Origin of the sequence: Streptomyces agglomeratus (assembly GCF_001746415.1) — a bacterium.
GTDB classification, from domain to species: Bacteria; Actinomycetota; Actinomycetes; order Streptomycetales; family Streptomycetaceae; genus Streptomyces; species Streptomyces agglomeratus.
This window is the reverse complement of sequence record NZ_MEHJ01000001.1, coordinates 4,428,630-4,441,673: the sequence shown is the minus strand read 5'-3', so window position 1 is coordinate 4,441,673 and position 13,044 is coordinate 4,428,630. Positions and strand designations below refer to the sequence as shown.

The window sequence follows — 13,044 nt, the reverse complement described above, 5'->3', positions numbered from 1 at the left end:
TCACACGTCGAGCTGGTCGGCCACCGCGCGCAGCAGGCCGGCGATCTTGGCGCCCGCCGCCTTGTCGGGGTAGCGGCCGCGCTCCAGGGCCGGGGTGATGTTCTCCAGAAGGGTCGTCAGGTCCTGCACGATCGACGCGAGTTCGTCGGGTTTGCGGCGCTGCGCGGCGGCGACGGACGGGGTCGGGTCGAGGATCGTCACGGAGAGCGCCTGGTCGCCGCGCTGGCCCGCCACGACGCCGAATTCGACGCGCTGGCCGGGCTTGAGTGCGTCGACTCCGGCAGGGAGCACCGACGAGTGAACGAAGACGTCGCCGCCGTCGTCGCGGGAGAGGAAGCCGAAGCCCTTCTCACTGTTGAACCACTTGACCTTGCCGGTAGGCACGTCTGTCCTCGTCCTCGTACTCGTCGGATCCCCGGTGGTCCCGCTCGCGCGTTCGATCCGGGAAATCGGCTCTGGATAGCACTACAGCGGGTCGTAGGACCCGCCACCACCAAGGCTAATGGTCCAGGGGCTGGTGACAAGACGTCGCCGGGCGGTTCCTCCGGGCAGGGAACTACCCTGAGCGGGTGATGACTGAAACCCAATCTGCCGAGGCCGGCGCCGGTGACCGGCTGGTACGCGTCGGCGCGATCGTCTTCTTCGTCGGCGCGCTGGCCACTTTGGTCACCGTGGCCCCGCTCTTCCTCGGCACGGACCCCTTCCCGACGGTCGCGTACGCCGTCTGCATGCTGATGGGCGCGGGCTTCGTGATCGCCGCCGCGGGCGTGCTCCGGTCCATCGCCGCGCAGCGCCGTCAGGCGCGCGCCGCCACCGTCTCGCAGTAGCCGGCCAGCCAGGCGGGGAAGGCCGTGAGGTCGTCCAGAATGACGTCCGCACCGGCTTCCCGCAGCTCAGCGGCGTCGCAGGGCCCCGTCGGAACGGCCACGGACAGGGCGCCCGCCGCTCGCGCGCCGCGTACGTCGCCGAGGTGGTCGCCGACGTACACCGAGGCGCCGTGCTCGCGCAGCGCCTCCGCCTTGGCCTCCGCCCACAGCCAGCCGATGACCGCGTCCGGCTCGATGCCGAGGTGCGCGAGGTGGAGCTTGGCGTTCGGCTCGTGCTTGGCCGTGACGACGATCGCCCGGCCGCCCGCCGCCCGTACCGCGGTCACCGCCTCGCGGGCTCCGGGCAGCGCGGGAGTTGGCGTGATCGCGTACGTCGGATAGATCTCGCGGTAACGGTCGCCCATTTCCTGGATGTGCTCCTCGGGGAACCAGAACGCCAGTTCCCGTTCCAGCGGCGGACCCAGCCGGGTGACCGCCAGGTCGGCGTCGATGTGCACGCCGGTCTCGGCGGCGAGCGCCTCGTACGCGGCCTTGATGCCCGGCCGGGAATCGATGAGCGTCATGTCGAGGTCGAAGCCGACCGTCAGGGGGAACGTCGGCGTCTCGGAGTGCGAAGGCATACCGGCCATTGTGCCTGCGGGGGCTCCGGAGCCCACCCGTACACTTAGCCAAGCCTTACCAAATCCGGACGCGGAATGGGTCATATGCGAGCCGCCACCAGCCACCCGCGACGCGCCCTGGTGACCCGCCGCATCGGCTGGACGGCCGCGGCCGTCGCCGCCCTGCTGCTGTCCGTCCTGCTCAGCCTCGCCGTCGGGGCACGGACCACAGCGCCGTCCGAGGTCATCGACGTACTGCTGCACGGCGGTCACAGCGATGCCGCCGAGGTCGTACGGACCATGCGGGTGCCGCGCACGCTCATCGGGCTGATGGTCGGCGCCGCGCTCGCACTCGCCGGAACCGTGCTCCAGGGCATCACCCGCAATCCCATCGCCGACCCCGGAATCCTGGGCATCAGCCAGGGCGCGTCCGTGGGCGTGGTTCTCGCCATCGCCTTCGCCGGAATCCACTCGCTCTCCGGTTACGTCTGGTTCGCCTTCGCCGGAGCGGCGCTCGCCTCGGTCGCGGTGTACGCCGTCGCGGCGAGCGGGCGCGGCGGCGCGACACCGGTGAAGCTCGCGCTGGGCGGCGCCGCGATCAACGCGCTGCTCGCCTCCGTGACGATGGCGGTCCTGACGACGCAGGCGGCGGCGCTCGACGAGTTCCGGTTCTGGCAGGTCGGGTCCGTCGCCGGGCGGGACGCGGAGGTCGTCGGCCAGATCTGGCCGTTCCTGCTCGCAGGCGTCGTGCTCGTCGCCTCCGTCGCACGCGGACTGGACGCGCTGGCGCTGGGCGAGGACGTGGCGAAGGGGCTCGGCCAGAACGTCGCGACCGTACGGATCGTCGGCGGCATCGGCGCCACGGTCCTGACCGGCGCGGGGGTCGCCGCGGCCGGCACGATCGCCTTCGTGGGCCTCGCCGTCCCGCACATCGCGCGCGCGATCGTGGGCAGCGACCACCGGTGGGTACTGCCGATGGCGGCGCTGATCGGACCGGTGATGCTGCTGGTGTCCGATGTCGTCGGCCGGATCGTCTTCCCGCCGGGCGAGGTCCCGGCGGGCGTGATGACGGCGCTGATCGGCGTGCCGTTCCTGGTGGCCCTGGTACGACGGAAGGCGGTGCCGGCGTGACGACCGACGCGACGGCCGGGGTCCGCCCGGCGGGCTACGCACTCGTACGGGCCGGGCGGGGGCGGTTCCTGCTGCACCGGCGGGCGGCCGTGGTCGCGGGGTCCCTCGCGCTCGTACTCGCCGGGGTGTGCGTCGCGTACCTGTGCGTCGGCGAGAGCAGCGTCCCGCCCGCCGAGGTGCTGAAGGTCCTCTTCGGGCAGCCGTCGGCGAACGAGCTCGTCGTGGGAACGCTCCGGCTGCCCCGCATGACCGTCGGGCTGCTCGTCGGGGCGGCGTTCGCCGTGGCCGGCGCGCTGATCCAGACCGTCGCGCGCAACCCCCTCGCCAGCCCCGACATCATCGGCGTCAGCCAGGGCGCGAGCGCGCTCACCGTCGGGGCCATGACGTTCGGCATCACCTCCTACGCCGTACTCCCGTACCTCTCCGTCGCCGGCGGAGTCCTCGCCGCCGCTCTCGTCTACGCCTTCGCCTGGCGCGGCGGACTGCACGCCACCCGCTTCGTGCTCATCGGCATCGGCTTCGCGATCGCGCTGCGCTCCATCACCCACCTCTTCCTCACCAAGGGCGACTACCTCGTCGCCCAGCAGGCCCAGATCTGGATGACCGGCTCCCTCAACGGGCGCGGCTGGGACGAGGCGGCCCCGCTGGCCTGGGTGCTCCTCGCCATGCTGCCCGCCGTGCTCTGGGCCACCCGCGCCCAGCGGAGCGTGTCGCTGGACGACGACACCGCGACCGCGCTCGGCGTACGGCTGGGGCGGGTGCGCCTGGGACTGGTGCTCACCGGGGTCGTGCTCGCATCGGTCGCCACCGGAACGGCGGGCCCCGTCGACTTCGTCGCACTGCTCGCACCCCAGATCGCCCGCCGCATGACCCGCACCGCGCAGATCCCGCTGCTCTGCTCGGCCCTCACGGGCGCACTCGTCGTCGTACTGGCGGACCTGCTGGCCAAACGCCTGCTGTCGCCCACCGAACTTCCGGTGGGCGTACTGACGGCGGCGGTCGGCGCCCCGTACCTGATCTGGCTGATCGTCAAAGGCCGTACTGGAGGCAAGGCGTGAGCAGGCTCACCGCGCGCGGGCTGACGCTCGCCTACGAGGACCGTACGGTCGTGCACGAGCTCGACCTGGCCGTACCCGACGGCCGGGTGACCGTCATCGTCGGCCCGAACGCATGCGGAAAGTCCACCACCCTGCGCGCACTCGGCCGGCTGCTCAAGCCCCGCCGCGGCGCGGTGCTGCTCGACGGCGCCGAGCTGGCGAAGATCCCGACCAGGAGGATCGCGCAGCAGATCGGCCTCCTGCCCCAGACCCCCGTCGCCCCCGAGGCCATCACCGTCGCCGACCTGGTGGCGCGGGGCCGCCAGCCGCACCAGCACTGGTGGCAGCAGTGGTCCGACGAGGACGAGCGGGCGGTGACGGACGCCATGGCCCGTACGGACGTCACCGCGCTCGCGGAGCGGCCCGTCGACGCGCTGTCCGGCGGCCAGCGTCAGAGGGTGTGGATCGCCATGGCGCTCGCCCAGGAGACGGACCTCCTGCTGCTGGACGAGCCGACGACGTATCTCGACATCTCCCACCAGGTGGAGGTACTGGACCTGGTGCGCCAGCTCAACCACGACCAGGGCCGGACGGTCGTCACGGTCCTCCACGACCTCAACCAGGCGGCCAGGTACGCCGACCACCTGGTCGCGATGAAGGAGGGCCGGGTGGTCGCCGAGGGCCACCCGCGCGACATCGTCACGGCGGATCTCGTACAGGAGGTCTTCGGGCTCTCCTCAGTGGTCGTCCCCGACCCGGTGACCGGCTCCCCCCTGGTGATCCCCGGCGCCCCCTGGACCCCACCCGGCCCGCTCCCCGGGCCAGAGGTGGCCGGAGGGGACGCGCCCGGCCCGCTCCCCGAACCCGAAGTGGCCGGAGGGGGCGCGCCGGGCGCCCTCCCCGAGCCCGCCGACCTGCCTCCCCGAAAGGCGCCCACCTCATGACGCGACCCCTCCACCGCGGCCTCGCCGCCGGCTCCCTCGCCGTGACCGCCGCCCTCACGCTCGCCGCCTGCGGGTCCGACGCCGGCGACGGCAAGACGGCGCCGTCCGCCGACGGCGGGACCCGCACCGTCAAGACCGCCATGGGCGACGTGAAGGTCCCGGCCGCCCCGAAGCGGGTGGTCGTCCTCGACACCGCCGAACTGGACTCCGCCATCACGCTCGGCGTGAAGCCGGTCGGCTCCACGCACACCGGCGCCGAGTCGGGTTTCCTGAGCTACCTGCCCAGGGAGAAGGTCGCGGGCATCAAGGACGTCGGCGAGATGATGAGCCCCAACCTGGAGGCCGTCGCCGCTCTCAAGCCCGACCTCATCCTCACGAGCAAGGTACGCCACGGCGCGCTGTACGACGAACTCAAGGCGCTCGCGCCGACCGTGATGACCGAGAACACCGGCTACCCCTGGAAGGAGAACTTCCAGGTCCACGCCGACGCGCTGGGCAAGCGGGCCGAGGCGAAGCGAGTGGTCGCCGGCTACACCGCGCGCGCCGCGAAGGTCACCGACGCGGTCGGCGGCAAGGAGAAGGCCGCGAAGACCAACGTCAACGTGGTGCGGTTCATCGAGGGCGCGGACATCCGCATCTACGGCCGGAAGAACTACATCGCGACGGTCCTGGCCGACGTCGGCCTGGGCCGCCCGGCCGTCGCCGACAAGGCGAAGGACGGATTCTCGTACGACGTGAGCCCCGAGAAGATCAACCTCGCGGGCGAGGACGCCGACGTCGTCTTCCACTCGACGTACGGCGACCCGGAGAAGGCCAAGGAGACCCGGACGCTGAACAGCGGGCTGTGGAAGAACATGCCCGCCGCGAAGGCGGACAAGGTCTTCGGCGTCGACGACGAGCTGTGGATCCAGGGCATCGGCTACACCGCCGCCAACAAGATCCTCGACGAGTTGCGCGGCCACCTGGCCACGTAGGCGCCGCTACCGCCTCCGCGCCCGCCACACCAGGTAGAGCGCGGAGGCGACGGCCGCGGCCCGTACGACCACGGGCCACACGTCCGAGACCGCCTCGCCCATCGCGCCCCGGGCGACGGGCTCACCCCACCGGCCCTCGGTACGGCCCCACAGCCACACGAGCCCGCCCGCAGCGACCAGCCCCGGCAGCCCCAGCACCGCCCACTTCGCCTGGGCGCGGCTGATGCGCCGCGAGGCGTACGCGAGGAGCCAACCGCCGCCCAGCGCGAGCAGGTTGCCGAGTACTGCCCCGGCCACGAGCAGCGCGGCGGCGAGCAGGAGCAGGACGTTGGCGGGCGGGCGTGCCGCTTCGGGCGCCACCACGGCGGCGGGCGCGGCGGTACGTCGCCGCAGGCGCGGAAAGCGGCGGCGAGGAGCGGATTCCACCCCGGCGGCGGTGCCCTCGCCGTCCTCCCCGTGCTCGTCGCCGTCCCCGTCCTCGTCGTCCTTCGCCGGCGGGGGCTTGAGTATTTCGGGGATCTCCACGCCGCCGGTGAACCCGGGCACGGTGTCGCCGAGGCCGAAGGGACCCGGTTCGACGCGCCACCAGTCGGTTTCGCTGCCCGGCGGGCCGAGTTCGTCCGACCCGGCGAGGTGCGGCGGCGAGGCGCCGGCGGGCTGGTCCACGGTGTCCGGCAGTTCGGCGCCGCGCTCCTTGCCGCCCTTGGCGCCCTTTCCGCCCTTGGCGCGCCCGGAGTCGCGGTCGGGGTCGCGGTCGCGGGGCCGGGGAATCCACCCGCGCCCCTTCGACGTGTCCCGCTGCTCCGGCAGCACGACCGGCTGCGCCGCCGCGGGCCTCGGCCCCGCCTCGTCCGACGCCGCCCGCGCCACCAGTTCGGCCGGCGGACCGATCCGGCCCAGGATGCGGCGTACCGCCGCAGGGGAGTCCGGCGTACCGAACTTCGAGCGCTGACGGTCGATTTCGTCGCGCAGCCCGGCCACCAGCCGCATCCGCGTCGCCGCGGGCAGCTTCTGCTGCTGCGCCAGGTCGCCGACCCGGCTCAGGTAGTCGTAGACGAGCTGATCGCTCTCGATCCCCACGCGCCGTTCCGTCCCCTCGCCCTCCAACCTCCAACTGCCTGCACCGACGGTAGCGCCACACCGGCTACCGTGGGGCGGATGGGGACCGGCGAGCGCAACCAGGAGGCGCACGTGTCCGAAGGAACAGGCGCAACGCCACCACGCACGCTCGCGGAAGCCCTGCGCCACCGCGGCGACGCGTCCCTGGCCGCGCTGCTGCGCGCCCGGCCCGACCTGCTCTCGCCCGTGCCGAACGACGTGTCGCAGCTCGCGACCCGCGCGGCGACGCGCGCCTCGGTCGTGCGCGCCCTGGAACGGCTCGACCGGTTCACGCTCCAGACCGCCGAGGCGCTGGCCGTGGCCCCCGATCCGGCGCCGTACGAGGCGCTGCGCGCGCTGATGACCGGCGACGACGGCGACCCGGCGGTCGAGGCGGCGCTGCCGGGAGCCGTCGCCGTGCTGCGCGACCAGGCACTGCTGTGGGGTGCCGACGACCGGCTCCGCCTGGTCCGTACCGCCCGCGAGCTGCTCGCCCCCTCCCCCACGCACCCGTCCCCCACCGGCCTCGGCCCGACCGTCGCCGAGGCGACCGCGGGGATGTCGCCGGGACGATGGCAGGAGACCCTGGCGGCGGCGGGACTGCCGCCCACCCACGATCCGGTGTCGGCGGTCACGGCGCTGGCGGAGCTGTTCAACGACCGCGCCCGGATGTCCGCGCTGCTCGACACCGCGCCGCCCGAGGCGCTGATGGTGCTGGAGCGGCTGGTGTGGGGGCCGCCGTACGGGGAGGTCACCTCGGACCCGGCGCCGCCCGTGCGGTGGCTGCGCGACCGGGGGCTGCTGCTGCCGACGAGTCTGCGTACGGTCGTGCTGCCGCGCGAGGCGGCGCTGCATCTGCGCGCCGGGCGCGCGCACCGGGTGCCGGAGCCGGTGCCGCCGTCCGTCGAGCCGGCCCACTCGTACCGTCCACAGGTTGTGGACAGTACGGCGGCGGGTCAGGCGTACACCGCGCTGGCCACCGTCGAGGAGCTGCTCAAGGACTGGAACGAGGGCGGCCCGGCCGTCCTGCGCTCCGGCGGGCTGAGCGTGCGCGACCTGAAGAGGACGGCCGCCGCGCTCGACGTGCCCGAGCACACGGCGGCCTTCTGGGTCGAACTCGCCTACGCCGCCGGGCTGCTGGCGTCCGACGGCGAGGCGTCCGAGCGGTACGCCGCCACGCCCGCGTACGACGAATGGCTCGACCTCCCGCCACAGGACCAGTGGACCCGCCTCGCCACCGCCTGGCTGCACGCCACCCGTACCGCCGGCCTGATCGGCAGCCAGGACGCGAAGGGCCGGGTCCTGGCCGCGCTCGGCCCCGACCTGGACCGCTCGGCGGCCCCGGAGGTACGCCGCCGGGTCCTGGCGCTCATGGCCGGCCTGCCGGAGGGGTCCGCGCCCGCCCCGGAGCAGATGCTGGCGCGGCTGCGGTGGGAGCGGCCACTGAGGGGTGCGGGGGCCGCGACCGCTCCCGCGTCCGCCTCCCCCCCGGCCTCCGCTGCCGCTTCCACCGGCACGCCGGGTGACCTGCGCTCCCGTATCGCGCTGTGGACACTGACCGAGGCGGAACTCCTCGGGGTGACCGGGCGCGGGGCCCTCTCCTCGCACGGGCGCGCGCTGTCGGCCACCGGCGGCGCCCCCACGCGGGGGAGCGACGTGGAGGAGGCCGCGGCCGCCGCGAGCGCCGCCGCGCTGCTCGCGCCGCTGATCCCGGAACCGCTGGACCACGTACTGCTCCAGGCGGACCTCACCGCCGTCGCACCGGGGCCGCTGCGCCGCCCGCTGGCCGACACGCTCGACGTCCTCGCCGATGTGGAGTCGAAGGGCGGGGCGACCGTGTACCGGTTCACGCCCGCGTCCGTACGGCGCGCCCTGGACGCCGGCCGGGCCGCGTCCGACCTGCACACCTTCCTGGCCGAGCACAGCCGTACGCCCGTGCCGCAGCCGCTGACCTACCTCATCGACGACGTGGCCAGGAAGCACGGGCATCTGCGGATCGGGGCGGCGTCGGCGTACGTGCGGTGCGACGACGACGCCATGCTGGGCGAGATCCTCGCCGACAAGCGGTCCCAGCCGCTGGGGCTGCGGCGCCTGGCCCCCACGGTGCTGGCGGCGCAGAGCGACCCGGGGACGCTGCTGGAGGGCCTGCGGAGCATGGGGTTCGCGCCCGCCGCCGAGTCGGCGGCCGGAGACGTGCTGATCACGCGGGCCCACGCCTACCGGACCCCGCCGCGCACCGCGCCCGTACCGGTGCCGGAGGGGCCGCCGACGCCGGACGAGACGCTCCTGGGCGCGGCGCTGCGGGCGATCCGGGCGGGCGACATGGCATCCACGGCGGTGCGCAAGGAGGCTCCGGAGGCGGCGCCGGTCGGCGAGCTGCCGCGCACCTCGTCGGCGGAGACCCTGGCCACGGTGCAGGCCGCGGCCCTCACCGGCTCGGCCGTGTGGATCGGGTACGTCAACGCGGACGGCGCGGCGAGCCAGCGCGTGATCGCGCCGGTCCGGGTGGAGGGCGGCTTCGTCACGGCGTACGACCACACCGCGGACGAGGTCCGCACGTACCCCCTGCACCGGATCACGGGCGTGGCGGAACTGGCGGACAGCCCCTAGCCCGGGCCGGAGTCCCGGGCGCCGACCGGCACCCGGGGCCGCGCTCCTCCGGTCCGTCCACGTGCGAGCTCGCTCACTTGCCCAGAGGCACCGTGTCCGCATCCCGGCGCGGCGCGCGCTTCGCGTGCACGGCCCGGCCGATCCGGCGGCCGAGGAGGAAGTAGCCGATGAGCGCGCCCGTCGTGTTGAGGATGACGTCGTCGACGTCGAAGGCCCGCCCCGCGACGATCGCCCCCTGCGCCAGCTCCACGAGCACCATCACCACGACCGTGAGAGCCACCACACGCAGCATCCTCAGCGAGCGCGGCACCAGTACCGGCAGCAGCAGGCCGAAGGGCATGCCCAGCAGGAGATTGCCGCCGATCTGCTTGCAGGCGGCGAGGAAGGTGTAGTCCTCGGCGTACTGCCGCAGGGAGGCACCGGGTCGCAGGTTGGTCGTGACCAGGGCTTCCGACGCGTGCGAGGGCGCGAGCGTCAGCCGCGCCAGTACGGCCGAGAAGAGTACGAGCCCGACAAAAGCCAGGGCGACCGCGAGGGCCCGCAGCAGCGCCCGCCCCCAGGAGCGGCGTGGTTCCGTGCCGTCCGCTTCATCCGCTTCAGCTGTCATGGACACCCACCTACCCCGAGTCCCGACCCGTACCGCACGCGATGCGGCACACTGGACGTTTGGCCGTACCGGCCGACCTGCCGCAGAAAGGGCCGAAACCCGCGTGAACGGACCCCTCATCGTCCAGAGCGACAAGACGCTGCTCCTCGAAGTCGACCACGAGCTCGCCGACGCCTGCCGCCGGGCCATCGCGCCCTTCGCCGAACTGGAGCGGGCGCCGGAGCACATCCACACGTACCGGGTGACGCCACTCGGCCTGTGGAACGCGCGGGCCGCCGGACATGACGCGGAGCAGGTCGTCGACGCGCTCGTCGAGTTTTCCCGGTACCCGGTCCCGCACGCGCTGCTCGTCGACGTCGCCGAGACGATGGCCCGCTACGGCCGCCTCACCCTCTCCAAGCACCCGGTCCACGGTCTCGTCCTCACCTCGACGGACCGCCCGGTGCTGGAGGAGATCCTCCGCTCGAAGAAGGTCCAGCCGCTGGTCGGCGCCCGGATCGACGCGGACACGGTCGCCGTACATCCCTCCGAGCGCGGCCAGATCAAGCAGACGCTGCTCAAGCTGGGCTGGCCGGCCGAGGACCTTGCGGGTTACGTCGACGGCGAGGCCCACGCGATCGACCTGGCCGAGGACGGCTGGGCCCTGCGCCCGTACCAGAAGCAGGCCGTCGAGGGCTTCTGGCACGGCGGCTCGGGCGTGGTCGTACTGCCCTGCGGCGCGGGCAAGACGCTGGTCGGCGCGGGCGCGATGGCGCAGGCCAAGGCCACCACGCTGATCCTCGTCACGAACACCGTCTCGGCCCGCCAGTGGAAGCACGAGCTGGTGAAGCGGACATCGCTGACCGAGGACGAGATCGGCGAGTACAGCGGTACGCGCAAGGAGATCCGGCCGGTCACCATCGCGACGTACCAGGTCCTGACGACGAAGCGGAAGGGCATCTACCCGCACCTGGAGCTGTTCGACTCCCGGGACTGGGGTCTGATCGTGTACGACGAGGTGCACCTGCTGCCCGCGCCCGTCTTCAAGTTCACGGCCGACCTCCAGGCGCGGCGCCGCCTCGGCCTGACGGCGACGCTCGTGCGCGAGGACGGCCGCGAGTCGGACGTCTTCTCCCTGATCGGGCCGAAGCGTTTCGACGCGCCGTGGAAGGAGATCGAGGCGCAGGGTTACATCGCGCCCGCCGACTGCGTCGAGGTCCGGGTCAACCTCACGGAGACGGAACGGCTCGCGTACGCGACCGCCGAGACGGAGGAGAAGTACCGGTTCTGCGCGACGACCGCGACGAAGCGGAAGGTGACGGAGGCGCTCGTACGGAAGTTCGCGGGCCAGCAGATCCTGGTCATCGGCCAGTACATCGACCAGCTCGACGAGCTGGGCGAGCACCTGGACGCGCCGGTGATCAAGGGCGAGACGTCCAACGCACAGCGGGAGAAGCTCTTCGAGGCGTTCCGGCAGGGCGAGATCAGCGTGCTGGTCGTCTCGAAGGTCGCCAACTTCTCGATCGACCTGCCCGAGGCGACGGTCGCGATCCAGGTCTCGGGCACCTTCGGCTCCCGCCAGGAGGAGGCCCAGCGCCTCGGCCGGGTCCTGCGCCCGAAGGCGGACGGACACCAGGCGCACTTCTACTCGGTGGTCGCCCGCGACACGATCGACCAGGACTTCGCGGCCCACCGCCAGCGCTTCCTGGCCGAACAGGGCTACGCGTACCGCATCGTGGACGCGGACGAACTCATGGCAGAGGACGGCACCACGCCGTAACCCGGGTCCGGGACGGGCGCGGGCCAACGGGCCGGCGCCCGGCCGCCCCGCCCGCCGCGCCCACCCCGTCCGCACCGTCCGCCCCGTCCGCACCGCTCACCGGCTCTCCTTGCCGACCGGGCTTCCCCTGCCCACCCGGGTGGCATCGTCCGGCCTGGTGGGTGAAGGAACCCCGGCCGGGCGCGGGAATGGGTGAGGCCGGGAGGTGCGGGGCGGGATCGCCGCGTACGCCAGCAGGGCCAGGCCCAGGAGCGGGTACGGGGACGCCAGTGGCTGCTGCCACCACGGGAGCCGGAGGTCCAGCGGGCCTTCGTGCGGGACCAGCCACAGCGTGCGGGCCAGGAAAACGCCGGCCACCGCCACCGCCGCCCCGCGCCTCCCCTCCGCCAGGAGCACCGCGAGCAACGGCACGCACCACACCCAGTGGTGCGACCAGCTGATCGGCGAGACGAGCAGCGCCGTCAGCGCGGTGGCCAGCACGCCCCACGTCTCGCGGCCCGTCCCGGCCACCGCACCCACCGCCGCCCGGCGCGCCGTCCACAGCCCGGCCGCGCCGATCAGCACCGCCGCCGCCAGCCACACGGCTCCCGGCTCGGGATGGTGCAGTACCCGGGCCAGCAGCCCTTGCAGCGACTGGTTGTCGACGATCCACGCCTTGCCGACCCGCCCGGTCTCGAAGACCCGCCGGGTCCAGAAGTCGACGCTGGCGTGCGGCAGTACGAGCGCGCCGAGCAGCACCGTGCCGGTCAGCGACGCGACGGCGGTCAGACCGGCCCGTACCCGGCCCGTCAGGATCAGGTACACGATGAAGATCGCGGGCGTGAGCTTGACGCCCGCCGCGACGCCGAGCGCGAAACCCTTGCCGATCGCGTCGTCCGAACGGGTCAGGTCCCACAGAACGAGGCAGACCAGGGCCAGGTTGATCTGCCCGTAGACGATCGTCTGGAAGACGGGTTCGCACCACACGCCGACCGCCGTGCCCGCGAGTACGAGCGCGGGCGTGGCCGGAAGCCGGGCGAACCGGCAGGAGAGGTGGACGAGGAGGGCGAGGAGCGCGGTGTTGCCGACGGCGAAGGCGACTTTGAGCGCGCCGATCGGCAGCCAGGTCGTCGGTACGAAGAGGATCGCGGCGAACGGCGGGTAGGTGGCGGGCAGTTGCCACTGGGTGACGGTGAACCCGTACAGGTCGGTGCCGTTCGCGACGGCCGCGCCTTCCGCCCGGTAGACGAGCGTGTCGGCCATGGGGATGTGCTGGAGTACGCACAGGGCGGCCAGCGTGGCCAGCGACACGGCGAGCAGCACGCCGGCGGGCAGTGGGGCCGCGACGGCGAGTACGACCGGTGATCGGGGGGTCACGCTCCGTTTTTCCACGGCCGCGACCCTAGTGGATCAGCGGGCGGATCCGCGGGCGCAGACGGGCGTCCGGGTACGGAACGCCGCCCGGAACGCTGTCCGGAG

The 13,044-nt window shown here is 73.4% G+C and carries 12 protein-coding genes; 7 read left to right on the top strand and 5 right to left on the bottom strand.

Annotation, left to right across the window (positions count from 1 at the left end; genetic code table 11):
- Positions 1-384 (bottom strand): cold-shock protein, encoded by a 384-nt coding sequence (locus tag AS594_RS47265; protein ID WP_028811088.1) that lies wholly within the window; start codon positions 382-384, stop codon positions 1-3.
- A 188-nt stretch (positions 385-572) separates the two neighbouring features.
- Here AS594_RS47265 and AS594_RS19375 point away from each other — a divergent pair, with 188 nt between their 5' ends.
- Positions 573-827, top strand: coding sequence for a hypothetical protein (locus AS594_RS19375; protein WP_069928231.1), 255 nt, complete (start codon positions 573-575; stop codon positions 825-827).
- Here the strand turns inward: AS594_RS19375 and AS594_RS19370 are convergent.
- Positions 797-1,456 carry an HAD family hydrolase gene (locus tag AS594_RS19370; protein ID WP_069928230.1) on the bottom strand — a complete coding sequence of 220 codons (660 nt, stop codon included), beginning with the start codon at positions 1,454-1,456 and terminating at the stop codon, positions 797-799. The two genes, AS594_RS19375 and AS594_RS19370, sit on opposite strands and share 31 nt — an antisense overlap.
- 75 nt (positions 1,457-1,531) lie before the next feature.
- Between AS594_RS19370 and AS594_RS19365 the strand changes: the two genes are divergently transcribed.
- Genes AS594_RS19365 through AS594_RS19350 form a run of 4 tightly spaced genes read left to right on the top strand, consistent with a single transcriptional unit; the run spans position 1,532 to position 5,512 of the window.
- The gene (locus tag AS594_RS19365; protein ID WP_069928229.1) at positions 1,532-2,557 is read left to right on the top strand and encodes a FecCD family ABC transporter permease; all 1,026 of its coding nucleotides are present in this window, start codon (positions 1,532-1,534) and stop codon (positions 2,555-2,557) included.
- On the top strand, positions 2,554-3,615 hold the full coding sequence (locus AS594_RS19360; RefSeq protein ID WP_069932512.1) for a FecCD family ABC transporter permease: 1,062 nt from the start codon (positions 2,554-2,556) through the stop codon (positions 3,613-3,615). The genes AS594_RS19365 and AS594_RS19360 overlap by 4 nt, the downstream gene beginning before the upstream one ends.
- Positions 3,612-4,538 carry an ABC transporter ATP-binding protein gene (locus tag AS594_RS19355; protein ID WP_079148159.1) on the top strand — a complete coding sequence of 309 codons (927 nt, stop codon included), beginning with the start codon at positions 3,612-3,614 and terminating at the stop codon, positions 4,536-4,538. Before AS594_RS19360 ends, AS594_RS19355 begins: the two co-directional genes overlap by 4 nt.
- Entirely contained in the window at positions 4,535-5,512 is a 978-nt protein-coding gene (locus tag AS594_RS19350; protein WP_069932513.1) for an ABC transporter substrate-binding protein, read from the top strand. Before AS594_RS19355 ends, AS594_RS19350 begins: the two co-directional genes overlap by 4 nt.
- Before the next feature lie 6 nt (positions 5,513-5,518).
- Here the strand turns inward: AS594_RS19350 and AS594_RS19345 are convergent, their stop codons facing one another.
- Positions 5,519-6,592: a hypothetical protein gene (locus AS594_RS19345; protein ID WP_069932514.1), complete on the bottom strand. Its 1,074-nt coding sequence runs from the start codon at positions 6,590-6,592 to the stop codon at positions 5,519-5,521.
- Positions 6,593-6,670: 78 nt separating this feature from the next.
- Here AS594_RS19345 and AS594_RS19340 point away from each other — a divergent pair, with 78 nt between their 5' ends.
- Complete coding sequence (locus tag AS594_RS19340; protein WP_069932515.1) at positions 6,671-9,220, top strand: helicase C-terminal domain-containing protein; 2,550 nt, start codon at positions 6,671-6,673, stop codon at positions 9,218-9,220.
- Between the two features lie 73 nt (positions 9,221-9,293).
- Here the strand turns inward: AS594_RS19340 and AS594_RS19335 are convergent, their stop codons facing one another.
- Positions 9,294-9,827: a VanZ family protein gene (locus AS594_RS19335; RefSeq protein WP_069928225.1), complete on the bottom strand. Its 534-nt coding sequence runs from the start codon at positions 9,825-9,827 to the stop codon at positions 9,294-9,296.
- Positions 9,828-9,930: 103 nt separating this feature from the next.
- Between AS594_RS19335 and AS594_RS19330 the strand changes: the two genes are divergently transcribed.
- Positions 9,931-11,586, top strand: coding sequence for a DNA repair helicase XPB (locus AS594_RS19330; protein WP_069928224.1), 1,656 nt, complete (start codon positions 9,931-9,933; stop codon positions 11,584-11,586).
- A 96-nt stretch (positions 11,587-11,682) separates the two neighbouring features.
- Here AS594_RS19330 and AS594_RS19325 read toward each other — a convergent pair whose 3' ends face one another.
- Positions 11,683-12,885 (bottom strand): glycosyltransferase 87 family protein, encoded by a 1,203-nt coding sequence (locus AS594_RS19325; protein WP_069933861.1) that lies wholly within the window; start codon positions 12,883-12,885, stop codon positions 11,683-11,685.
- Positions 12,886-13,044 lie beyond the last annotated feature (159 nt).

Bases quoted from the DNA above. Each gene is read 5' to 3' on its own strand.
- AS594_RS19335 (WP_069928225.1), bottom strand. From the start codon at position 9,827: ATGACAGCTGAAGCGGATGAAGCGGACGGCACGGAACCACGCCGCTCC.
- AS594_RS19340 (WP_069932515.1), top strand. From the start codon at position 6,671: ATGGGGACCGGCGAGCGCAACCAGGAGGCGCACGTGTCCGAAGGAACA.
- AS594_RS19370 (WP_069928230.1), bottom strand. From the start codon at position 1,456: ATGGCCGGTATGCCTTCGCACTCCGAGACGCCGACGTTCCCCCTGACG.
- AS594_RS19350 (WP_069932513.1), top strand. From the start codon at position 4,535: ATGACGCGACCCCTCCACCGCGGCCTCGCCGCCGGCTCCCTCGCCGTG.
- AS594_RS19375 (WP_069928231.1), top strand. From the start codon at position 573: ATGACTGAAACCCAATCTGCCGAGGCCGGCGCCGGTGACCGGCTGGTA.
- AS594_RS19365 (WP_069928229.1), top strand. From the start codon at position 1,532: ATGCGAGCCGCCACCAGCCACCCGCGACGCGCCCTGGTGACCCGCCGC.